This is a genomic window from Pantoea sp. alder81 (genome assembly GCF_020179835.1).
GTDB lineage: Bacteria > Pseudomonadota > Gammaproteobacteria > Enterobacterales > Enterobacteriaceae > Pantoea.
The window spans coordinates 330,996-354,335 of the sequence record NZ_JAIUDA010000001.1 but is presented as its reverse complement, the minus strand read 5'-3'; the positions used below and the strand labels follow the sequence as shown (position 1 = coordinate 354,335).

Here is a 23,340-nt window from a genome sequence, read left to right as displayed (position 1 = left end):
ACAATGCGTGCCATCGTGCAAAAGGCTACAATTCATTAACAATGGCACAAATGACCCTCGACCTGCCACCCGCAATTATGGTGTGATCGTGGACATTACTGTTTTATACTCCTGCGTCTTTATGACTTTGTTGACACCGGGCTCTGCTCCGCGGAAGAGGATGCTGAAACGCACCATGACTGGACATGCTTCCCCGATTTTGACCACGCTGCTTGATACCGATGCGTATAAGCTTCACATGCAGCAGGCCGTTTATCATCGTTATTACGATGTCCCGGTTACGGCAGAATTTCGCTGTCGCGGCGATGAATTGCTCGGCCAGTATGCCGATGAGATTCGTGCGCAACTCGATACGCTGCCTTCCCTTGCCCTGAGCGACAACGAATATCACTATCTCAGCGGCTTACCTTTCTTTGAATCCGATTACCTCAACTGGCTGCGCCAATTCCGCTTTGATCCCTCTCAGGTCAAGGTGCGCAATGATAATGGCCGTCTGACCCTGCAGATCAGCGGACCCTGGCGCGAAGTAATTTTGTGGGAAGTGCCGCTGCTGGCGCTGATCAGTGAAGTGGTGCATCGCCATCGCACTCCGGATGTCGGCGTCGAGCAAGCCGTGACCCATCTGCAGCAAAAGCTGGTGGCATTCCGTGAGCAGGTTGGCGATCTCGATATGTCACGCTTCCAGCTGATGGATTTCGGCACGCGTCGTCGTTACTCCAAAACTGTGCAGGAGACGATTGTTGCCACCCTTAAAGCGGAGTTTCCGTGGCTGGTGGGCACCAGTAACTACGATTTGGCGCGGCGCTTACAGCTGAACCCGGTGGGCACTCAGGCACACGAATGGTTCCAGGCGCATCAACAAATCAGCCCGGTGCTGGCGAATAGCCAACGCGCGGCGCTGCAATCTTGGCTGGATGAGTATGATGATCAACTCGGTATCGCGTTGACAGACTGCATCACCATGGATGCCTTCCTGCGCGATTTTGGTCCGGGCTTCGCTCACCGCTATCAGGGGTTGCGCCATGATTCGGGGGATCCGGTGGAATGGGGTGAAAAGGCGATTGCGCACTATCAGCGCCTGGATATTGATCCCAAAAGCAAAACGCTGGTGTTCTCAGACAACCTCAATCTGGATAAGGCGCTGGCACTGTATCGCCACTTCGGCCAACGCGCTAACGTGGTATTCGGCATTGGCACGCGCCTGACCTGCGACATTCCTGGCGTAACGCCACTTAATATCGTGATAAAACTGGTGAGCTGCAATGGCAAACCGGTGGCGAAACTGTCGGACAGTCCGGGTAAAACCATCTGTCAGGACAAAGCCTTCGTGCGCGCCCTACGCAAGGCATTCGACCTGCCGCTGGTTAAAAGAGCCAGTTAATCCTTGATGCAGGGTGTTCGCACCCTGCACTTTCCCAACAAATCTCCCCTTTTCCCCTGCAAAATTGCTTGTTTCCTGATGGCTCGCAAGTAACATAGCAAAACCCCGAAATGGGGCTTTTATCCACTTCTATATATAGAGAGATATTTATGAGCGTAGTGCCTGTAGCGGATGTACTGCACGGCCGTGTCGCGGTTGACAGCGAAGTCACCGTACGTGGTTGGGTGCGTACCCGAAGAGATTCCAAAGCCGGTCTTTCCTTTATCGCCGTTTATGACGGTTCCTGCTTTAATCCCGTTCAGGCCGTCGTCAATAATTCTCTGAATAATTATCAGGATGAAGTACTGCGTCTGACCACCGGCTGTTCAGTGATTGTCACCGGTAAAGTGGTGGAATCACCGGGAGAAGGCCAGGCATTCGAATTGCAGGCAACCAACGTGGAAGTCACGGGCTGGGTGGACGATCCTGATACCTATCCGATGGCGGCAAAACGCCATAGCATTGAATACCTGCGTGAAGTGGCGCACCTGCGTCCGCGCACCAACCTGGTCGGTGCCGTGGCGCGTACACGTCATACTCTGGCACAGGCGCTGCATCGCTTCTTCCACGAGAATGGTTACTTCTGGGTTTCCACCCCGCTGATCACCGCTTCCGATACGGAAGGCGCGGGCGAGATGTTCCGCGTCTCTACGCTGGACATGGAAAACCTGCCGCGCGATCCACAGGGTAAAGTGGATTACGACAAAGACTTCTTTGGTAAAGAAGCCTTCCTGACCGTTTCGGGTCAGTTGAACGCCGAAACTTACGCCTGTGCGTTGTCAAAAGTTTATACCTTCGGCCCGACCTTCCGTGCTGAAAACTCTAATACCAGCCGTCACTTAGCGGAATTCTGGATGCTGGAGCCGGAAGTTGCCTTCGCCGACCTTGACGATGCGGCTGCACTGGCTGAGGCGATGCTAAAGTATGTGTTCAAAGCGGTACTCGAAGAGCGTGCTGACGATATGGCATTCTTTGCTGAACGCGTAGACAAAGATGCGATTGCGCGCTTAGAACGTTTTGTCACTACCGATTTCGCGCAGGTGGACTACACCGATGCGGTCGATATTCTGCTGAAAAGCGGTCAAACATTTGAGAACCCAGTGTCATGGGGCGTTGATCTCTCATCGGAGCACGAACGTTATCTGGCTGAGAAACACTTTAAAGCGCCGGTGGTGGTGAAGAACTATCCGAAAGACATCAAAGCGTTCTATATGCGCATGAACGAAGATGGCAAAACTGTGGCGGCGATGGACGTACTGGCGCCTGGCATTGGTGAAATCATCGGTGGTTCACAGCGTGAAGAGCGTCTGGATGTCCTGGATGCGCGTCTGGCTGAAATGGGTCTGAATAAAGAAGATTACTGGTGGTATCGTGACCTGCGTCGTTACGGCACCGTTCCACATGCTGGCTTCGGATTAGGTTTCGAACGATTAATCGCCTATGTCACCGGCGTACAAAATGTAAGGGATGTTATCCCCTTCCCACGTACTCCACGTAACGCTAATTTCTAAAATTCGCGATTAAATATAAGTAATTCATATATATAACGAGGTCGGCATAGCCGGCCTTTTTTTATTTTTGTAAATTTAGAGTTCTCTCACAAAGTTCCCGATATTTTACAAATTGTAATACATAATTGCTTTTTGATACGTAATTGCGAGATTTGAATCATTTTCGGGCTAGAAATAGCAACCCTGTGATGGAAAGATGCGTGCAGACACAGGAGACATCAAACTTCTTTCAAGGTTCCCGTAAAGGTTTCTTGACGGCAGTGGCAGATGTCCAAATAACTCCAATGAGGGTAATAAAAAATGATGAAGCGCAACATTCTTGCAGTGGTTATCCCTGCTCTGTTAGCTGCAGGCGCAGCAAACGCAGCAGAAATCTATAACAAAGACGGCAACAAACTGGATCTGTACGGTAAAGCTGTTGGTCTGCATTACTTCTCTGATGATGCTGGTAGCGATGGCGACCAGACTTATGTTCGCTTCGGCTTCAAGGGTGAAACCCAGATTAACGACCAGTTGACCGGTTACGGCCAGTGGGAATACAACGTTCAGGCAAACAACTCTGAAGGTTCTGACGCGCAAGACGGTAACAAAACCCGTCTGGGCTTCGCGGGTCTGAAATTCGGCGATGCGGGTTCAATCGACTACGGTCGTAACTACGGCGTTGTATACGACGCAATTGGCTGGACTGACGTTCTGCCAGAATTCGGTGGTGACTCTGGTTACTCAGATAACTTCATGAACGGTCGTAGCACCGGTCTGCTGACTTACCGTAACACCAACTTCTTCGGTCTGGTTGACGGTTGGAACTTCGCAGTACAGTATCAGGGCAAAAATGACCGCTCTGACATTCGTCGTGCAAATGGTGACGGCTATGGCCTGTCTACCTCTTACACCTCTCCAATTGGTGTAGGCTTCGCAGCAGCTTATAGCAGCAGCGATCGTACTAACGACCAGGCTGCTGGAACAGTACGTGATACTGACACTTCAACCAATGTAGGCACAGGTGTTGGTGCAGGTAAACGCGCTGAAAACTGGGCGACCGCTCTGAAGTATGATGCTAACAACATTTACCTGGCTGCAATGTACGGCGAAACCCGTAACTCAACTCCAATCAGCTCTGGTGACCTGTCAGCTTTCGCTAACAAAGCACAGAACTTCGAACTTGTAGCTCAGTACCAGTTCGACTTCGGTCTTCGTCCATCCATCGCTTATGTCCAGTCTAAAGGCAAAGACATCGAAGGTATCGGCGATGCTGACCTGGTTAAATACATCGATGTGGGCGCAACCTACTACTTCAACAAAAACATGGCTACCTACGTTGACTACAAAATCAACCAGTTGGATGACAACAACCCACTGGGTCTGGCTACCGATGACGTAGTTGCTGTTGGTCTGGTATACCAGTTCTAATCACCCGATTAGATATGTGTATTGCCTAAAAACGGAGCCTTCGGGCTCCGTTTTGCGTTTCAGTGATCGGCCTCTCAATTAGCGCCATTACTTAATACACGCGGCTTATTTCTTTTTTATGTCAGCGGTTGGCAAGCGTATCATCTGACGTTACCCTGATAGCTCATTTTGCTAAAGTTCACCCAAACGGAACTGACTCATGTTTGAATCGATCTCTGCCGCACCCGCCGATCCTATTCTGGGACTGGCTGACCTGTTTCGCGCCGACGACCGCCCGAATAAAATCAACCTTGGCATTGGTGTCTATAAAGACGAAACCGGTAAAACGCCGGTGCTCACCAGTGTTAAAAAAGCTGAGCAGTATCTGCTGGAAAATGAAACCACCAAAAATTATCTGAGCATTGATGGCCTGGCCGATTTTGCTCGCTGCACTCAGGAATTGCTGTTCGGCAAAGAGAGCGCGCTAATTTCAGCGGGCCGCGCGTGCACAGCACAAACCCCAGGTGGCACCGGTGCACTGCGCGTCGCCGCGGATTTCCTCGCGACGCAGACCAATGTGAAGCGCGTGTGGGTGAGCAATCCAAGCTGGCCGAACCACAAAAATGTATTCAACGCTGCGGGTCTGGAAGTCTGTGATTACCAGTACTACGATGCGGCCAATCACAGCCTGGATTTTGACGGTATGGTTGCGTCGTTGCAGGAAGCCAAAGCCGGTGACGTGGTTCTGTTCCACGGCTGCTGCCACAACCCTACTGGCGTCGATCCTTCAGCAGACCAGTGGCAACAGTTGGCGAAGCTGTCCCAGGAAAAAGGTTGGCTGCCACTGTTCGACTTCGCCTATCAGGGCTTCGCACGCGGTCAGGATGAAGATGCTGAAGGTCTGCGTATTTTCGCGGCCTCGCATCAGGAATTGATTGTTGCCAGCTCGTACTCGAAAAACTTTGGCCTGTACAACGAGCGCGTAGGTGCACTGACGCTGGTTGCCGCCAATAGCGATGTGGCAAAAACCGCCTTTAGTCAGGTGAAGTACAGCATCCGTGCTAACTACTCCAACCCACCGTCGCACGGCGCCTCTGTGGTGGCCACCATCCTCGGTAACGACGCCCTGCGTACCATCTGGGTGCAGGAGCTTACGGACATGCGTCAGCGTATCCAGCGCATGCGTCAGCTGTTTGTGAACACCCTGGCGGAGAAAGGCGCGAAACAGGACTTTAGCTTTATCATTAAGCAGAATGGCATGTTCTCGTTTAGCGGCCTGACCAAAGATCAGGTGGTGCGTATGCGTGACGAGTTCGGCGTGTATGCGGTGAATTCCGGTCGTGTGAACGTGGCTGGGATGACGCCAGACAACATGTCTGCGCTGTGTGAAGCAATTGTCGCTGTGCTCTAAGCCAGCCAGCAGAATGAGAAATGGGCCTTAACGGCCCATTTTTTATTGCAGGAAAGGATTGCTGATACGTTCGCGACCCAAGGTGGAAATCGGACCGTGGCCCGGTACAAAAGTCACGTCATCACCCAATGGCAACAGCTTGGTGTGGATCGCAGCGATTAAATCACTGTGGCTCCCCTGCGGAAAATCGGTACGTCCGACACCGCCATTGAAAATCACATCGCCTGATATCAATAAACGTCCCGCACGATCGAAGAACACAATGTGTCCCGGCGTGTGGCCAGGGCAAAGTAGCACTTCCAGCGTGACATTCCCAACCTGAACCGTTTCACCCTCTTCCAGCCACCGATCCGGCGCCAGTGGCGCACATTCCGGCAGGCCAAACATGCGGCTTTGCGTCGGCAGATTATCCAGCCAGAACGCATCCAGCTTATGTGGGCCAACAATGGGAATCTGATAGTGTGCGGCGAGTTCAGCGGCGGCCCCCACATGATCCAGATGACCATGTGTCAGCAGAATTTGCGCAGGGGTTAATCCCCGCTCAGCCAATACGGCAATAAGGGTCTCAGCATCACCGCCGGGATCTACCAGCGCCGCCTGCTGGGTTTCGTCATCCCAGATGACCGAGCAGTTTTGAGAAAAGGCCGTAACCGGAATAATGTGATAATTCATAGCGCTCCATGACCGACACACGCAGCGCTGCCGGTATCAGGACCAGTGCCTTGCAGGCCCGGTATCTATGTGTACGAAGTTGCTGCGCGGGTAATATCCTACACCACCGGCGCGCATAGATAACGCCGCTTTGCGAACATTGCTCAACGAAATTCCCTCGATATGGAAATCCATCGCCTGTCCTTTGGTGTGATAACTGTGTTTTGCCACGCCAGGGCCCGACTCACGCAACATATTGTTGGTTGCTAGCGTGCGGTAACCTGAGATCAGCTGCACCGGTTTGCGGGTGTTCAGCACCATCTGTAAACGATAGAGCTGATCAAACAGGTGTGGGTCGATATGTTTCACCTGATTGGCGCGGTAATCGCGGAAAAAGTGATTTAAGCGGGCTAACTCATCCTTGTCATAACTCTTGCCGTTAAAAAACTCCGTTTTAAGGGTTTCACCGGTGTGAAGGTTATTAAGCGTCAATACTCGGGGGCGCGAGGTGGAAAGCGAAGCCAGCGCTGAACCAGGAAGCAGAGACAAACCTGCTGCTGCGCCTCCAATCAGGAGCAATCGACGACGTTGAGAATCAAAATTAGCCATGTAGCAGGGTTACCTAATCTAAAGCGATAAAAAAATGTGTAAAAAGTACACAAGGCCGAACAGTAACCGCAGCCTTAAAGTCAGTCAACCCGCAACATGTCACAGAATGGCCAAAACCCGCGCAAAATCGAAATTTTGCGACGGGTCCTGGTATTTTCAAGGAGAGGCGAAAACTGGCAAATCAATGACTAGAGGAGAAGTTTTCCCGCTTTTAACAGAACCTGGCTGCCGGAGCGCGCAGGGTTATCATAATTGTAAATATCTGTACGATACTGCGGCTGTCCATCCGCCGCGACCCATGCGGTTAAATAATAGAGATTCACCGGGATACGGTGGCGAATCGGCACGTAGCGCGTGTCGCCCTGTTTCAGCGTGTCGGAGATGCGGTTGTCATTCCAGCCCACATCCTGCAGCAGCAGGTCGGCCAATTCAGAAGCCTTGTTCACGCGCACACAACCGGAACTCAGTGCGCGGATGTCGCGCTGGAACAGGCCGTGGTTCGGCGTGTCGTGCAAATAGATGGCATCGGAGCTCGGCATATTAAATTTGTAACGCCCCAACGAGTTCATCGCACCTGGAGCCTGACGGATGCGATACGGGAAACTGGCTGCCGAAACCATATGCCAGTCGATCATTGAAGGATCGATGACTTCCGCATCCGCACTCCAGCCCGACAGCAAGGTATAGCCGTGCTTATACAGATATCCGGGATCTTGTTTCACCTTCGGCACGATATCCTGGCGCACCAGCGTGGTGGGCACATTCCACGGTGGATTCAGCACCACATTATTCAGCGCACTGCGCATCAGTGGGGTTTTACGATCGGGACGACCGACAATCACCCGTGATGAAAGGATGGTGGCGCCGTTGTTGTAATAGGTGAGTGAATAGTTGGGAATGTTCACCATGATGCCGTTGTGCATATCATCCGGCAGCAGACGCAGGCGCTGGATGTTGAGCGCAAGTAGCGACGCTCGCATTTGCGGTGACACATTTAGCCACTCACGCGTGCGGGGGCCAATTGCCCCATCATCCGCTAAGCCTTGCCAGTGCTGGAAGCGTTTGACCCCTTCCACCAGCGCGGCATCATAAACATTGTCGCCAGCAGGAGCCGAACTCGCCACCACGTTGCCGGTTGCCGCAGGTGCCTGCGCGGACAAGTCATTGACGCTGGCAGCCGACGGGCTTACTGCAATCGGCTGGTTGCTCTGGCTGACCGGCACAGGTGCCGTCGGAACCGCGTCATCAGCTGGGGTCGGTGTGCTGCTGTGCGTCGCAGCAGTCAGCATGCCGGTCCGCTGCAAAATCTCTTTGAGCGCAGGTACATCATTGCTGATCTGGCCTGGCCGCAGCGTACCGCTGTCGCGCAGCTGTGGCCACGGACGGTTATCGGTCAGCAGTGCCTTGAGCGCACTGTGCATCGGCGCATATTGCGGATGCTGAGGCGCCAGCGACACCACAAACGCGCGGCTGCCGCCACCGTTCACCGCATTCTGCCACTGGTTAATGGCGGCAACGCCCGGCATCGTCAGCTTGTAAGGCACATTACTGTACAGCCAGGTTTCGCCCTGGGTCGGCACATTGGCGACAAACTGCAGGTAGCCTAGCATGGCATCGCTCAGCACGATGTCGCGCGCCATACCGGTCACACCGGGATTAGTAAGTAATTCGACCCAGCGGGTAAACTGTGGCTGTACGCCAGAGAGCGCGACTTCTGCCAGCTGCTGCTGGAAAGCCTGCACCGCTTGCTGATCTTGCCAAAGTGGCGCCATATTACGCGCGGCGTAGATGCCGGCTAATCCGGGTAAATAGAAAGGTTGCTGACTGGGACTAAAAGCCTGCTGAATCTGATGCTGACTCGCCGCCACAGACATGGCGCTATGCGACGTTCCGGGTAATGCGGCAATAATCGCGGCATGGCTGGTGGCCAGCGGCGACAATACCAGTGAAACACTGAGTGCGAATACCGCACGATTCATTTTGCTTCTTTTATTCAGCCACATCCCTGCCCCCTTCTCACCTAAGACACCGCGCCCTGTTATCGCCGTGTACAGCCTTACTCTTATTGTTGAGTATACAAATAAAAAACGGCATCTGCCTGAGTGTGCAGATGCCGCTTACAGATTAAACGGTGCGCTGTTTTTTAACCAGATTCAGCGTCAGGTATTTTCTGTTTCTAAATCGATATCGCTGGTCTCACGTTTCGCTGGCGCAGGGTCTGCCGAGAAACCACGCAGACCGACCACATGCACGTGTTCCGTGTTGTTAAACACTTTACGTACCAGTTTGTAAGTAGTGCCTTTTTCCGGGCTGATGTTCTCTGGTGCCGCGATCACCAGCTGCATCTCCAGACGCTCACACAGCTCGAATAAGGTGGCGATCGATCGGGCATCAAGACGCGCCGCTTCATCCAGGAACAGCAGTCGGCACGGCGAAATATCTTTGCCACGCAGACGACGTGATTCCTCTTCCCAGCTCTGTACCACCATCACCAGAATCGACATACCGGTACCGATCGCTTCACCGGTCGACAATGCGCCACTCTCTGCGCGCAGCCAGCCGTCAGAGCCACGGTTGACTTCCACTTCCATCTCCAGATAGTTGCGATAGTCGAGCAGCTCTTCACCGATGGTTTGCGGGGTGCGCTGTCCCATATCGATTTGCGGATTAAGGCGCTGATACAGTTTCGCCAGCGCTTCGGAGAAGGTCAGACGGTTACTGGTAAACAGATCCTGATGCGCTTCATGCTGTTCCGACAAAGTATCGAGCAGCGTGGAGTGCGCCTCACGAACATTGACGTTAAGACGCACACTGCGCACCTGACCAAAGCTCACGGCCTGCAAGCCCTGGTTCAGCTGACGAATACGGTTCTGTTCACGCTGAATGGTTTTGCGAATAATATTCGCCGCACTGCGTGAACTGATGGCCAGCGTCTGCTCGCGAGCTGTCAGCTCTTCCGTCAGACGATTCAGCTCAATTTCCATCTGTTCGATGGCTTCAACCGGATCGTCAGTACGAATGATGTCCTGACGAATACGCTCGCGCAGATGCTGATACACCGCGATAAAGAACTGCACTTTGCGCTCAGGACGTTTTGGATCTTCCGACATGCGCAGCACATCTCGCAGATGTTCGTTATCCGCCACCGCCAGACGCAATGCACCCAATGCCTTATCCGACATTGAACGCAGCTCGTCTCCGCCAAGATAGGCCATCTCACGACGATGCAGTCGACGCTCCATGCCGTTCTCTTTCACCAGACGCAGCACGGTGCACCAGCCCGCTTTGGCGCTGACCACTTGCTCACGGATCTGATGATAATCCCGCTCCAGCTTACGCAGTTTCTTCTGCAGGCTGTCCATTTCGGCTTCGCAGAACGTCAGCTGTTTCTCCAGCTGATTACGACGGGCACGGTTATGGCTTAATGCGGTATAGAGTTCATCGCGTCGTGCACGCGCGCGCTCTTCAGCGCTGGCATCGGCATGCACGCCGATATCCTGCATCTCCTGCTGCAACTCTTTCAGCATGTCGCGCTTGGCGTCATATGAACTTTTCAGTGACGCCAGCACTTGTGAATATTGCGTCAACTGCGCCTGATGTTCGCGCAGACGTTCACGCGCACGGCTGCGTTCGCCTTCCGCTTGCTCCAGACGCTGACGCAGTTTCTCATTCAGATCGCTATTGCCCGTCAGCATGCCGGCAGAATCTTCATAGCTGAAGTGGGCGCGACGCTGCACCACTTCGGTCAGCGCAAAGGCCTGCTGACGCGCATCACGCTGTTGCTGCTGCGCTTGCTGGTAATCGCGTTCCAGCTGATCGTGCTGCTGAGGATCGCTCTGCAACACCGACACCAGCGGCTCCAGCTTGCTGATTTTCGCGCCATGCTGATGCAGGAAACGTGCAGCTTCCTGTGCTTCTTCAACACGTTCACGAATCTCTTCGCAGCGATCGCCAAGGGAATCATCCAACAGCAAATTCACACGCGGCAATAAGCGGTTCAGCTGGCTAACGCCCTCTTTCGCCTGTTCAAACTGCGCACGCTGCTGCTGGTTATCGTTTTCATGCTGAGCCAGACCACGCTCCAGCTCGCCACGGCGGCTGTTCAACTGGCGGATCAGCGCTTCCGGATCTTCATCAAAGGCCACCGCTAAGTGACTGCCGATAAAGCGGCTGAAGGATTGATGCAAACGCTGGGTTTTCTGCACATCAAACGACAAGGTGGCAAAACGTTCTGCCAGCTGGTCGCGTTCATTGTTGAGCAGTTCCAACTGGTTTTCACGCGCGGCACGGCCAAACAGCGGCACTTTCGGGAAGCGGGAATAGCGCCACTGACGCTCAGCCACTTTCACCACCACGGCATTTTCCAGCTCATCGACGCTGAAGACGCTGTCATCAAACGCCTGCGGATCCCCTTCAATCAGATAGAGATCTTCCGGGCAATCATCAAGGCCATCCAGCAGGTCACGTACTAATGATAAATCCGGTACGACGATAGCGTGGCGTGATGGACCATACAGCGCCGAGAAGTACGGTGCGTCATCCAGCGTGACGTCATCATAGATTTCAGACAGCAGCACGCCGCCAAAACGTTCTGCCAGTTGCGTCAGCCGTGCATCTTCCGCGCCGCCAGGTTGATTTAAACGCTCGATCTGCTGCTCAACTTCACGTTTACGGGCCGCCACATTGTCACGTTCAACGGTGGTTTCGCGCTCACGTTCCAGCAACTGCTGCATGAACTCAGTGATCTGCTGGCTGTTGGTCAACTCCTGCCCGGTCTGCTCGCTGAGCTGCGTCAGGATTTCCTGTGCGGCCAGCCAATGCGGTGCACGCGCCGTCAGCGCCGTAATACGTTCACGCAGTTGTTCCAGTTCCTGGCGCATCAGCATGCGACGCTCACCGGCATCGGACACGCTTTCGTTCAGCTGTTCAATCTGCGCTTCCAGCTCACGCTGCAAGCCTTCCAGCGCGTCGGCATCGTACTGCTGGCCCTGACGTTTGCAGAAGTCAGCCAACAGACGTTCGGCCTCGTGCTGCTCGCGCAGGCGGGTTTCCAGTTCATTGAGACGCAGACGCAGTGAGGAGAGTTGATCGGCATGATGGCGCTGGTTAGCGGCATCACGCAGTAAGTCGCGTCCTACCTGCCATGCATCCTGACGGCTCACTTCTCCAGCGATGCTGGTCACCAGCGCTAATGCCTGATCAAACTGGCTATGCGCCGCTTCGGCCACACTCAGTTTCTGTTCCAGACGCAAAAGTTGCTCAGTGGCTTCTTCTTCGCGTGCCTGGAAGGTTTCCTGCCATTCGGCGGCGTTAGCGATGGTGAGATCCGGCAACTGACACTGCGCACGCGCTTTTTCCAGCGCCTGCAGCGCCTGCTGATATTGGATGGCACGCGTCTGCTGCACATCGAGCGCCTGCTGGAAATCGGCTAACTGGCTTTTCAGCTCATCGACTTCAATTTCAGCGGCTTCAGATCGCGCTTCGTTCTCTTCCTGCACTTCACGAGCTTCTGCCACCACTTCGTTCTGCTCTTCCAGACGATAGGTCAGCTCTTCAAGATCGGCATCGTAACGCTCGATCTTCTCCTGCTGACGCATGGCCGTCTGGACCAGATTCAGATGGTCACTGGCGCCCTGATAATCGGTTTCGAGATCGCTTTCAGCACCGTTGTGCTCAGAAAGTTCACGCGCCATTTCGATGTGACGATACTGCTCCGAAGCCAGTTGGTTACGGCTGGTAAACAGTTCATTACGCAGTTGCAGCGAGCCGTCGAGATGAATGCGGCGCTCGTTGGCGTGACGCATATAATCTGCCGACACATAGCTGGTGGCTTCTGAGATCAAATGCTTGAACAGGTCGCGATCGGACTGCGTGACGCGAATCGCTTCCAGCGTCATGCGGTTTTCACGCAGCGCCGCTTCCATATCCTGGAAGGCTTTACGCACGCCGCCGTTTTCCGGCAACAGATAATCGCGCAGTGAACGGGTAATGGCGCTGGAGATACCGCCGTACAGCGAAGCTTCAATCAGGCGATAGAACTTACTGCGATCGCTGGCGGTACGCAGACGACGCGGCACCACGCCCAGCTCAAACAGGACGGCGTGATAATCAGTGACCGAGTTGTACTGGCGGAACTGCACACCTTCCTGCGCCTCAACGCGTTCTTTCACTTCCGCCAGCGGTAACACGCGCGCCTGACGGCTGTTAAGGATTTCGGTCAGCATATCCGTCGGCAGCGAATCGGTCGGCAGGCCATGAATACTGAAAGGTTTGATATCGACTTTCTTGTCGCGTCCGGCAACCTGTTGCAGACGTACGCCGACCACCACGCGCTGATGGCGAGAGTTGACCACATCCAGCACCGCATAACAGACACCCGCGCGCAGCTTGCCGTGCAGGCCTTTGTCGCGTGAGCCAGACGTCGCGCCCGCTTCCGTGGTGTTACGGAAGTGCAGCAGGGTTAAATCGGGGATCAACGCCGTGACGAAAGCCGCCATGGTGGTGGATTTACCGGCACCGTTACCACCGGAAAGTGTGGTCACCAACTCATCAAGATCAAAGGTACGCGCAAAGAAGCCGTTCCAGTTGATCAGCGTTAGCGAACGAAATTTACCGCGTTCAATCATTCCTGTTCATCCTCCGCGTTATCACTCGCATCGCTTTCAGCGTCATTGTCATTATCCGCCTCATCACTCTCATTGGCTGCGTGCTTAGTTTCGAGCGTCATCGCTTCACCATCGCGGATCAAACGCAGCTGTGCTTCACGGGCATCATCACCGCTTCGCACATCCGCGCCGAAGCGGAATACCGATTCCATAATGCGGAACTTGCTGCTGTCGTTGCCCATGTACCACACCATGCCTAAACGGCGCAGGCGACTGAGTGACGCACGCATTTTTTCCTGCAGCTTGGCGCGGTCCACATCAGAACCGGTTGAACGCTGATTCACCAGCTTGAGCAATTTACTCTCATCAGCCAGCGACAGCAGTTCATCGTAAAGCTCCTGCTGGGTGAAAATCCCTTCGTTGGCCAGACGCTCTGGGCTGAGATAGAGATAACAGAGGATTTTACCCACCATCATGTCCAGCTCAGACAGAACCGAGCGAGGAATCAAGGTGGTGGAACGCGGACGCAAATAAAAGAAACCTTCCGGCGCGCGCATCAGCTCAACGTTATAGCGAGCGTAAAATTCTTCCAGGTACTCCTGGTAGTCCATCAGAAAAGCGTGATTATCCAGCTCTTCGATACCAATATGTCGTCCCGCGCGTAACTGACTATCCAGCGCCGGAAAAATCGGATTTGCCAGTGCCAACGCCAGTTTGACGGGCATCACTTGTTCAATATTTGTCGATGACATGTGCCTGCACCTTGGCTCCGTAATCATTAATGGCCTGCCACTGCGAGGGCAGACCGGCTAAATCAGCTTCCGCCACGCCGAGCCGCACGGCTTGATCGATGACGATTCTCGCCAGATCAAAGTGTCGTGCACGCGGGTATTGCGACAGGTAATCGCGCATTACCGTAGCGAGATGGAGCGGCTTTTGCTCCTGCTTATAAATCTGTAATGCTTCTTCGATCATCGCGGCAAGTTGCTCACGAATCTCATTGAACTCTTCATACTCCATCTCTGGCGGCAGTTCGCCCATCACCTCATCATTACGCAGCGTCATCTCTTCATCGCGCATATCGTAAAGACGGTCGGCATTGGCGTACGTTAACGCCCAGGGTTGGTCAAAGTAGTTCTGCACCGACAGGCGTAAACGCTGCGCAAATACGCGGTTTTTATCCATGTCGATGGCGGTACGAATGAATTTATGGACGTGACGATCGTAGCCAATCCACAGATCGATAGCCTGCTGGCCCCAACTGATGATGCGATCCAGTTTGTTTTGCAGGTCAAACACCAGCTTATCGACAAAACCCAGATCAGGGCTGCTCAGCGTGGCATCCTGGATGCGTAACAGGTTGGCCTGTAATTTATCACCTGCCGCTTCCAGCGTATCCTGCAACTCACGCAACGTGCCGGACGTTTCAGACAGCAGCAGCTCACAGCTGGAGATCGCTGCACGCCAGTCCTTATTCAGCAGGTCGGCAATATCGGTTTTCACCGCTTGCTGCTGCTCATCCATCAGGCGCTGGGTCATATCGATGCTGTCGAAAATCTCCGCCACCGAATACTTCAGCGGGGCAAAAACGTTGCGATGCCAGTGGAATTCGTCACCGTCTTCTTCGGCGGCGTCCGCAGCGCGCTTCAACTCCTGCGCCACGATCGACAGCTGCATCGACAGGCGCAGCGTGGAAAATTCACGCTGACGGATGTAGTAATCGGTAATGCCGATGGCGAGCGGCGTCAGGCGATAAATCGCATGGCCTTCGGTTAGCTCGCTGGTAAAACGGTTAAGCAGGCGCTGACGCACCATGTCATTGATGGCGTTATTGGCACGCACCTGAACGGTTTCGTGGGTTTGTTCAAACGCCTTACTGACATGACGAAAGGCATCGATCAGTTCACCTTCACTCATCTCACCGTCCATGCGCTCACCGTTGAGGGTGGCGATAGCCAGCAAAAAGGCCAGACGCTCTACCGGCAACGCAAGTGAAAAGTCATTCTTGCGCGCCCATGCCACCAATTCGGGGACCGTCTGGGAAAATTCGCTCATAGTTGATCCTTCTACCTGGGTTTGCGCGCGGTCACGTGGATATAGCGCCCTAAACTTAAAAAGGGCTCCTGACGACAGTAGCGCCGTTCCATCTCAATAATCTCTTCAACGCTTTTGACGACGCCGGGCGGAGGCGGTTTCATGTAATCAGAAAACACGCGGATCCCGGCTCGCTGCTCAATCTGGAAGCCAGCATTAATCAGCCAGCTGTTGACGTCCTGCGGATCGCGGGGAAAGTCTGGCGACAGCGTACGCTTTTTACGTTTCATCATATTGGCGCGCAGATAGCCGAAGTTACCAAGCTGAAGTGTGCGGAACGTCAGGCTATGCGCGTTATAAAACATCAACGACAGCACACCGCCAGGCTTGAGCGTTTGCCAAAGCGCACGCAACACCGCTTCGGGTTCAGCCACCCACTCCAGCACAGCGTGAAACAATACCAGATCAACCGGCTGATCCAAATGTTCGCCAACCTGCTGCGCGCTAATTTGTTTGAATTGCATGTTGTGGCTCACACCCTCAGTGTGCGCATGCGCTTCAGCCAGTTTAAGCATCTCAGCGGAAAGGTCGCACAACAATACCTGATGCCCTCGCGCGGCCAGGCCACAGGAGATTTGTCCTACGCCGCCGCCAGCATCCAGTATGCTAAGGGGACCGTCCGGTAAGGTTGGCAACAGTGCATCCAGCTCGTCCCACAGGATCGCCTGGCGCACCAGCCCTTTGCGGGTGCCATAAATGTTCTGCGAAAATTTGTCCGCCAGATCGTCAAAGTTACGATCCTGCATGGTGATGGCTCCACTGTGCTGCATTCAACTTGTGCTATTTTGTCACAGGCTCAGCAAGAATGAACCTTTCACGCCACAGTAACTGTCTGGCTGCTGTTTTTTCGGACAAAAGGAGCAAATTCCCATGTTTTTTGCGTTAAAGAAATGGATTGGCGCGATGTTACTCCCTTTACCACTGCTGTTGTCGCTTATGGCGGTGGGACTTTTGCTAATCTGGTTTAGTCGCTGGCAAAAAAGCGGCAAAATCCTGATCTCTTTGAGTTGGCTGTTGCTCCTGCTGCTCAGCTTGCAACCTGTCGCCGATCGTCTGTTACGCCCCATTGAACAGCATTATCCCACCTGGAACGGTAGCGAACCCGTGGATTATATCGTGGTGCTCGGCGGTGGCTACACCTACAATCCGAATTGGGCACCAAGTTCCAATTTGCTCAATAACAGCCTGCCCCGTGTGACTGAAGGCGTGCGCCAGTGGCGCCGTAATCCACAAGCCAAAATGATATTCACTGGCGCTGCCGCAGGATACAACCCTCGCAGCAACGCCAGCGTGGCGGCTGAGGTAGCCGAAAGCCTGGGCGTGCCGGGATCGGCGATTATCACGCTGGATCAACCGCATGATACCGGTGAAGAAGCGCTGGCCGTCAAACAGACTATCGGCAGTCAACCTTTCCTGCTGGTCTCCTCGGCAAACCATCTGCCGCGCGCGATGCATTTCTTCCAGAGCGCGGGCCTGAACCCCATAGCCGCACCGGCAAATCAGTTAGCCATTACCTCGCCGATCAGCGTCTGGGATCGCAGGTTGCCTTCGCCAATGTGGCTGGGACACAGCGAACGTGCGATTTATGAAACCCTGGGCCAGATCTGGCAACGGCTGCGTGGTGATGATTTGCTCTCATCCGAGCCAGGGAAGTAACTGCTCGCGGGCATGATCAAAGCGCGGACGGTCAAACTGTCCGCTGCTCACCAAGGTATCGACACAATCCCAAAGCTGATACAGCCAGCGCCGCCAGATAAAGCCTTCAGAAACCGGTGCACGTTGCAGGTAGTGTTGCAGCAATGAGGCCTCGGCACCGCTATCGGTCAGCCGGATTAACTCATATTCCCGTGGCGCCCAAAGAATATTGCCCGGCTGCATCATCGCCACCAGTTGGTCACTGCGCGCATCTTTCAGCATGCTGGATAAACGCAGGTTGCCGTGCATCAGCACACAGGGATCGTCAAAGTCTTTGAAGAGTTGGGTTAACTGCTGACGGCTGCGATACAAGATTTGTCGGTCTTCCAGAGTAAAAAATGGCGGTGACAAATAGCCCAGCGTGGCCCACAACACTTCGACGCGCTGGCGATACCAGGCTGGCCAATTGTTTTCCTGCACGCTATCAACCCGCCCTACCAATCCGTGACTGTCGATACGGTGCCAGCCGAGCACGCCTTCAATAATCTGCTCACACAACTGCTCCCACCGCATGGCAGTGCGGGCGGGTGCCTCAGCCGAAACGCCGTTAAAACGTGCCATCAGTAACATTTCATGTGCCGGCGGTTGCTGGCTGAGTACCAGACCAAAAACCGCGGGTACTGCCACGATGCCATCATGGCCTAACATGGTGAGTTTTTTGGCTTCAAGCGCTGCACGGCCTTGATGACGAAAATACTTCGCCACCAGCGGCATCGGCTTACCGTCGTTGTCATAGAGTGCGTACAGCCGCGACTGCGCCTGTTCGCTAATGGTTTCGAGGCGGCTGATACCTTCACCCAATATCAACGCCAGTTCTGAACGGAGCTGTTCCATGCGTTATCCTCCGCAGTCAATTGACTTCACTATCCTGGAGGTCATGGTGGCGCGAAACTTAGCGCCAGATCAAACTTTATGGCCAGCGCGAGCGGCTGGCCGGTCGGGCTTTAACCCTGCATGGCCGCACGAACACGGACCAGATCCTCTGGCGTGTCCACGCCAACACTTGGCACAGTTTGCGCTACAGCAACGTGGATCTTCTCGCCGTACCACAGCACGCGCAGCTGTTCCAGCAGCTCAATATGCTCTAATGGGCAAGGTTCCCACGCAATATAACGACGGATAAAGCCGGCGCGATAGGCGTAAATGCCAATATGACGCAGCAAAGTGTCGCCAATTTGTTCGCGCGATTTCGCATAACGCTCGCGATCCCACGGAATGGTGGCGCGAGAGAAATAAAGCGCATAGCCTTTCGCATCCATCACCACTTTAACCGCATTGGGGTTAAACGCTTCTTCTGCATCGGTAATCGGCACGGCTAAAGTCGCCATTCCTGCATCAGCCTGCGCCAGATTGTCCGCAACCTGACGTACGATTTCTGCCGGAATCATCGGCTCGTCGCCCTGCACGTTGACGATAATGGTGTCATCGGCAAACTGATATTTCTCAATCACTTCTGCCAGGCGCTCGGTGCCCGACTGGTGGTCCGCGCGCGTCATGCACACTTCTCCACCGGCAGCCGTTACCGCAGCAGCCACTTCGGGATGATCGGTCGCCACAATCACGCGATCGGCACCTGACTCTCGTGCGCGCTCCATCACGTGTACGACCATCGGTTTACCGTGAATATCCACCAGCGGTTTGCCGGGCAGGCGCGTTGATGCATAACGCGCCGGAATGATGGCGACAAAACTCATGGATGGATCTCTTCAACTGACAGCGTACGCGCTTCCACTTCCAGCAATACCGGAATGCCGTCGCGCACCGGGTAAGCCAGGCCGTCTGGTTTACAAATCAGCTCCTGCTGCTCTTTGTTGAAATACAGTTTTCCGTTGCAAACCGGACAGGCAACAATCTCAAGTAAACGGTGATCCATAATTTTCTCCTTTCAGCACCGATTTGTCAGGCACCTAGCATACCATAGCGTACCCAAAGGGTAGCGCGCCGGACCTGGCATTATTGTGATGAAGTTAGTCGTTGATAGCCCAGCGAGGCGTCCAGGCAGCAAGCAGCTCGGCAGGCGCATTCTCAACCATCACCTCGCTGGCACCCTGCCACTGCGCAAAACGATTGATCGCTTTTTGCACATCGGTCAGGAAGGCTTGGGTGACACGCATGCCAGGCTCAAGCCAGAATGCACGAATGATCAGACGCTGCGCCTGACGATCCATCTTTGCATCAATACGCGCTTTGAGTGCACCCCGGTGTAACACCGGCAGAACAAAGTATCCGTAGACGCGCTTCTCCGCCGGGGTATAGCACTCAATGCGGTAATCAAAGTTGAACAACTCCAGTGCACGCCGACGATCCCACACCACCGGGTCGAACGGTGACAACAGAGCCGTGTGTGTGGCGGTGGGCATTTTTTCTAACAATGGTAATAAGCTGGCGTGCAGCCACATCTCCCCGAGCTGTTCCACTTCAACGCGCACGATATCGCCCTGGGCTTCGGCATCCTTAATCCAGGCCTGTAATGGCGCACGCTTCAGACGGTAGTAATCGGCCAGCCAGCTGGCGCGAAAAATCCCCAGACTGCGGGCACTGTGCCCCAGCATCGCCTGTACCGCATCCGCTTCACTGAGTGCATGTTGTTCATCATCCCAATCAGGCATCACTCGCGTTCGCAGATCGTACACCCGTTGGAAGTTACGGCGTTCTACCACCATCAGCTCACCCGCGCTAAACAGGTTTTCCAGATGCCGCTTGTGTGGCTTCCAGGCCCACCAACCGGGTTTGGTTTGCTTATCATTGGCAAAATCGGCCGCGCGCACCGGGCCATTTTCGGCGATATGATTGAGTAAGGCGGCGATGTCCTGCTGATGTTCTTCTACCCACTGCTCGTTGTATTTCCATCCCAGCCGCTGCGGTTCCAGCATGCGATGGCGCAATAGCGGGTAATCTTCGAAGGGGATAAAACAGGCTTCGTGCGCCCAGTACTCAAACAGCGCACCGGAAGCCAATGTTTCTTCCAGCCACTGTGTGGGATACGCGCCAAGGCGGCTGAACAACACCAGATAAGGGCTGCGCGCAACGACATTGATGGTGTCAATTTGCAGCAGTGACATCTGACGCACGCAGGCATGGATATCGGCAAAGCGTGCCCGGCGGCTCGGTGGGCGTAACAGCCCCTGAGCAGCCAGATGTAAGTGACGAGCGGTTTGTAACGAAAGGGACGATGTTAAGTTCATGACTCACTTCCCTTTGAGCAGGTTTAGCGCGTACGGGCGTCGCGCGCAGTGGTACAGAGTAGGGTCACATCGTCGAGCAACGCATCAAGTGATGCACCCGACAGGTCGGCGTCAACCGGCAGATACCACCAGTTATTTCGCGCAAAGCTACGGCACTTTACCGCATCTTTTTCGGTCATCAACAGGCACTGATGAGCTTGTGTCAAACGCTGCAGCTCTTCTTCGCTGTAAGCATGGTGATCGGCAAACGCGATTTCTGCCACAGGCTGGATGCCCTGCTGCTGCAACGTATTGAAGAAACGCGGCGGATGACCAATACCCGCCATCGCGACCATCTCTGGCAGTTGATCGAGGCTCGCAGTCTCTCCACTCACCAGATTGACCGCCTTGCCAGGCCGCAACGTCATGGCGATCTCACCGGCTTGCGCCTCACCACCATTGACGATGACGGCGTTGACGCTTTGCAGGCGAGAGGCCCGCTCACGCATCGGACCTGCGGGTAGCCACCAACCATTGCCGAAGCGACGCACGCCATCCACCACCACGATTTCACGATCGCGCTGCAATGCGTAATGTTGCAGCCCGTCGTCAGTGATGATCACGTCCAGATCCTGTGCGGCCAGCAGCCCCTCTACCGCCATGCGGCGTTGAGGCGCGACCGCCACCGGCACCTGAGTACGTTGCGCGATCAACACCGGTTCGTCACCCGCCTGCGATGTTGGGGTATCGGCCGTCACCAGCAGCGGATAACGTTCTGCTTTACCGCCATAACCGCGTGACACTACGCCAACGCGCAGGCCACGCTGTTGCAGCGCCTGAACCAGCCAGATTACCACCGGCGTTTTACCGTTGCCGCCAGCCGTCAGATTACCCACCACCACTACCGGGCAAGGCGCACGCCAGCTTTTACGCCAGCCACGCTGATAGCTAAGGCGAATCAAACTGCTGATCGCCCCATACAGCAAACTCAGTGGCCACAACAGTAGCCACAGTGGTGAGCGCCCGCTCCAGATGCGTTCAATCATTGACCAAACTGCAGTTTGTGGAGTTGGGCATAAGCGCCCTTCTCGGCCAGCAGCACGCTGTGTGTACCACGCTCAACAATACGGCCGTCTTCCACCACCACGATTTCATCGGCTTTTTCGATGGTCGACAGGCGGTGTGCAATCACCAGCGAAGTACGGTTTTTCTGCAGCTCATCCAGAGCGGCCTGAATTGCACGCTCAGATTCGGTATCCAGTGCGGAGGTGGCTTCATCAAGGATCAGAATAGGGCAATCACGCAGCAACGCACGCGCGATGGCGATACGTTGACGCTGGCCGCCTGACAGCAGCACACCGTTCTCACCAATCACAGTATCCAGACCGTTATCCATCTTCTTGATGAAGTCCATGGCATGCGCCATGGTGGCCGCTTGTACAATCTGCTCGCGGGTGTATTCACCATTGCGTGCATAAGCGATGTTATTGGCAATGGTGTCGTTGAACAGATGGACATTCTGAGAAACCAGCGCCACCTGATTACGTAGCGAACGCAGGGTGTATTCACGCAGATCGTGACCATCCAGCAGAATTTCACCGGAGTCGATATCGTAGAAACGAGTCAACAGGCTCGCCATGGTCGATTTACCCGATCCTGAACGTCCTACCAATGCCACGGTTTTGCCCTCGGGCAGTGACAGATTGATATCACGCAGTGCCGGGACTTCACGGCCAGGATAGGTAAAGGTCACATTGCGGAATTCCACATCACCTTTAGCACGCGTGATTTCACGCTTGCCGTTATCGACTTCCTGCTCGCTATCCAGAATCGAGAACAGTGTCTGGCAGGCGGCCATGCCGCGCTGGAACTGGGCATTGACGTTAGTCAGTGACTTCAGTGGGCGCATCAATGCAATCATCGATGAGAACACCACGGTGATGGTGCCGGCGGTGAGGGTTTCCATCACACTCGGGAAGCTGGCGGCGTAGAGCACAAATGCCAGAGCCAGTGAGGCGATCAGCTGAATGACCGGGTCCGAGATTGAAGAGGCAGAAACCAGTTTCATGCCCTGCTGGCGCATTTTGTTGCTGACCTCAGCAAAACGACCGGCTTCCACATCCTGACCACCGAAAATCAGCACTTCTTTATGCCCTTTAAGCATCTGTTCAGCGCTGGTGGTAACTTGTCCCATGGTGTTCTGCATGTTTTTACTGATGCTGCGGAAACGTTTTGAAACCGTGCGAATCGCAAAGGAAACAATCGGCGCAAGGACAATCAGAATCAACGACAGCTGCCAGCTGTAGTAGAACATCATGATAAACAGGCCAATGATGGAGGCGCCTTCGCGTACTACCGTCACCAGTGCACTGGAGGAGGACGAGGCAACCTGCTCAGAATCATAGGTGATGCGTGACAGCAATGTGCCGGTTGATTGCTGGTCAAAGAACGCAACCGGCATGCCCATCATATGGCCAAACAAGCGGCGACGCATATTCATCACCACGTTGCCAGACACCCATGAGATGCAGTAACTGGAGATGTAGCTGGTCACGCCACGCACCAGCATCAGGCCAATCACCACCAGTGGCATCCAAAGCATGACGGAGCGATCGGCCTTGCCGAAGCCATCATCCAGTAAAGGTTTCAACAGCGACAGCATTAAGGTATCGCCGGCCGCATTGAGAATCAGCGCCACTGCAGATACAAACAGTCCTGCTTTGTGCGGCGCAATCATCGGCCAGAGTCGGCGGAACGTCTGCCACGTTGAGAGATCTTTGTCTTGATGCAT

18 protein-coding genes are annotated in these 23,340 nt (G+C 54.4%); 5 read left to right on the top strand and 13 right to left on the bottom strand.

Features of this window, described 5'->3' with window-relative positions:
- Positions 1-175 precede the first annotated feature (175 nt).
- The 4 genes from pncB (at position 176) to LBW88_RS01620 (ending at position 5,731) form a co-directional block, all read left to right on the top strand.
- Positions 176-1,381: a nicotinate phosphoribosyltransferase gene (gene pncB, locus LBW88_RS01635; RefSeq protein WP_224930308.1), complete on the top strand. Its 1,206-nt coding sequence runs from the start codon at positions 176-178 to the stop codon at positions 1,379-1,381.
- 149 nt (positions 1,382-1,530) lie between these two features.
- A complete protein-coding gene (gene asnS / locus LBW88_RS01630) occupies positions 1,531-2,931 on the top strand; it encodes an asparagine--tRNA ligase (RefSeq protein ID WP_224929511.1) in 1,401 nt (466 codons plus the stop codon).
- 300 nt (positions 2,932-3,231) lie between these two features.
- Positions 3,232-4,341 (top strand): porin OmpF, encoded by a 1,110-nt coding sequence (gene ompF, locus LBW88_RS01625; protein ID WP_320442525.1) that lies wholly within the window; start codon positions 3,232-3,234, stop codon positions 4,339-4,341.
- 199 nt (positions 4,342-4,540) lie between these two features.
- Positions 4,541-5,731: an amino acid aminotransferase gene (locus LBW88_RS01620; protein WP_224929514.1), complete on the top strand. Its 1,191-nt coding sequence runs from the start codon at positions 4,541-4,543 to the stop codon at positions 5,729-5,731.
- Between the two features lie 42 nt (positions 5,732-5,773).
- Here the strand turns inward: LBW88_RS01620 and LBW88_RS01615 are convergent, their stop codons facing one another.
- The 7 genes from LBW88_RS01615 to cmoM form a co-directional block, all read right to left on the bottom strand.
- Positions 5,774-6,403 carry an MBL fold metallo-hydrolase gene (locus LBW88_RS01615; protein WP_224929517.1) on the bottom strand — a complete coding sequence of 210 codons (630 nt, stop codon included), beginning with the start codon at positions 6,401-6,403 and terminating at the stop codon, positions 5,774-5,776.
- A 36-nt stretch (positions 6,404-6,439) separates the two neighbouring features.
- Positions 6,440-6,991, bottom strand: coding sequence for a YcbK family protein (locus LBW88_RS01610; RefSeq protein ID WP_034820522.1), 552 nt, complete (start codon positions 6,989-6,991; stop codon positions 6,440-6,442).
- A 188-nt stretch (positions 6,992-7,179) separates the two neighbouring features.
- Positions 7,180-8,994, bottom strand: a complete 1,815-nt coding sequence (ldtD, locus tag LBW88_RS01605) for a L,D-transpeptidase (RefSeq protein ID WP_224929520.1) — start codon at positions 8,992-8,994, stop codon at positions 7,180-7,182.
- Between the two features lie 156 nt (positions 8,995-9,150).
- The gene (gene mukB / locus LBW88_RS01600; RefSeq protein ID WP_224929523.1) at positions 9,151-13,617 is read right to left on the bottom strand and encodes a chromosome partition protein MukB; all 4,467 of its coding nucleotides are present in this window, start codon (positions 13,615-13,617) and stop codon (positions 9,151-9,153) included.
- The gene (gene mukE / locus LBW88_RS01595; protein ID WP_224929526.1) at positions 13,614-14,348 is read right to left on the bottom strand and encodes a chromosome partition protein MukE; all 735 of its coding nucleotides are present in this window, start codon (positions 14,346-14,348) and stop codon (positions 13,614-13,616) included. Before mukE ends, mukB begins: the two co-directional genes overlap by 4 nt.
- Positions 14,329-15,651, bottom strand: a complete 1,323-nt coding sequence (gene mukF, locus LBW88_RS01590; protein ID WP_224929529.1) for a chromosome partition protein MukF — start codon at positions 15,649-15,651, stop codon at positions 14,329-14,331. Before mukF ends, mukE begins: the two co-directional genes overlap by 20 nt.
- A gap of 11 nt (positions 15,652-15,662) precedes the next feature.
- The gene (cmoM, locus tag LBW88_RS01585; RefSeq protein ID WP_224929532.1) at positions 15,663-16,436 is read right to left on the bottom strand and encodes a tRNA uridine 5-oxyacetic acid(34) methyltransferase CmoM; all 774 of its coding nucleotides are present in this window, start codon (positions 16,434-16,436) and stop codon (positions 15,663-15,665) included.
- A gap of 124 nt (positions 16,437-16,560) precedes the next feature.
- Here cmoM and elyC point away from each other — a divergent pair, with 124 nt between their 5' ends.
- The gene (elyC, locus tag LBW88_RS01580; protein ID WP_224929534.1) at positions 16,561-17,346 is read left to right on the top strand and encodes an envelope biogenesis factor ElyC; all 786 of its coding nucleotides are present in this window, start codon (positions 16,561-16,563) and stop codon (positions 17,344-17,346) included.
- Here elyC and LBW88_RS01575 read toward each other — a convergent pair.
- The 6 genes from LBW88_RS01575 to msbA all read right to left on the bottom strand — a co-directional run bounded on the left by LBW88_RS01575 (position 17,326) and on the right by msbA (position 23,340).
- On the bottom strand, positions 17,326-18,219 hold the full coding sequence (locus LBW88_RS01575) for a YcbJ family phosphotransferase (protein WP_224929537.1): 894 nt from the start codon (positions 18,217-18,219) through the stop codon (positions 17,326-17,328). The genes elyC and LBW88_RS01575 overlap by 21 nt on opposite strands.
- A gap of 110 nt (positions 18,220-18,329) precedes the next feature.
- Positions 18,330-19,079: a 3-deoxy-manno-octulosonate cytidylyltransferase gene (gene kdsB / locus LBW88_RS01570; RefSeq protein ID WP_166936449.1), complete on the bottom strand. Its 750-nt coding sequence runs from the start codon at positions 19,077-19,079 to the stop codon at positions 18,330-18,332.
- The gene (locus tag LBW88_RS01565; RefSeq protein WP_007887424.1) at positions 19,076-19,258 is read right to left on the bottom strand and encodes a Trm112 family protein; all 183 of its coding nucleotides are present in this window, start codon (positions 19,256-19,258) and stop codon (positions 19,076-19,078) included. Before LBW88_RS01565 ends, kdsB begins: the two co-directional genes overlap by 4 nt.
- 94 nt (positions 19,259-19,352) lie before the next feature.
- Positions 19,353-20,570 (bottom strand): winged helix-turn-helix domain-containing protein, encoded by a 1,218-nt coding sequence (locus tag LBW88_RS01560; RefSeq protein ID WP_224929540.1) that lies wholly within the window; start codon positions 20,568-20,570, stop codon positions 19,353-19,355.
- A 23-nt stretch (positions 20,571-20,593) separates the two neighbouring features.
- On the bottom strand, positions 20,594-21,595 hold the full coding sequence (lpxK, locus tag LBW88_RS01555) for a tetraacyldisaccharide 4'-kinase (protein ID WP_224929543.1): 1,002 nt from the start codon (positions 21,593-21,595) through the stop codon (positions 20,594-20,596).
- The gene (msbA, locus tag LBW88_RS01550; RefSeq protein WP_224929545.1) at positions 21,592-23,340 is read right to left on the bottom strand and encodes a lipid A ABC transporter ATP-binding protein/permease MsbA; all 1,749 of its coding nucleotides are present in this window, start codon (positions 23,338-23,340) and stop codon (positions 21,592-21,594) included. Before msbA ends, lpxK begins: the two co-directional genes overlap by 4 nt.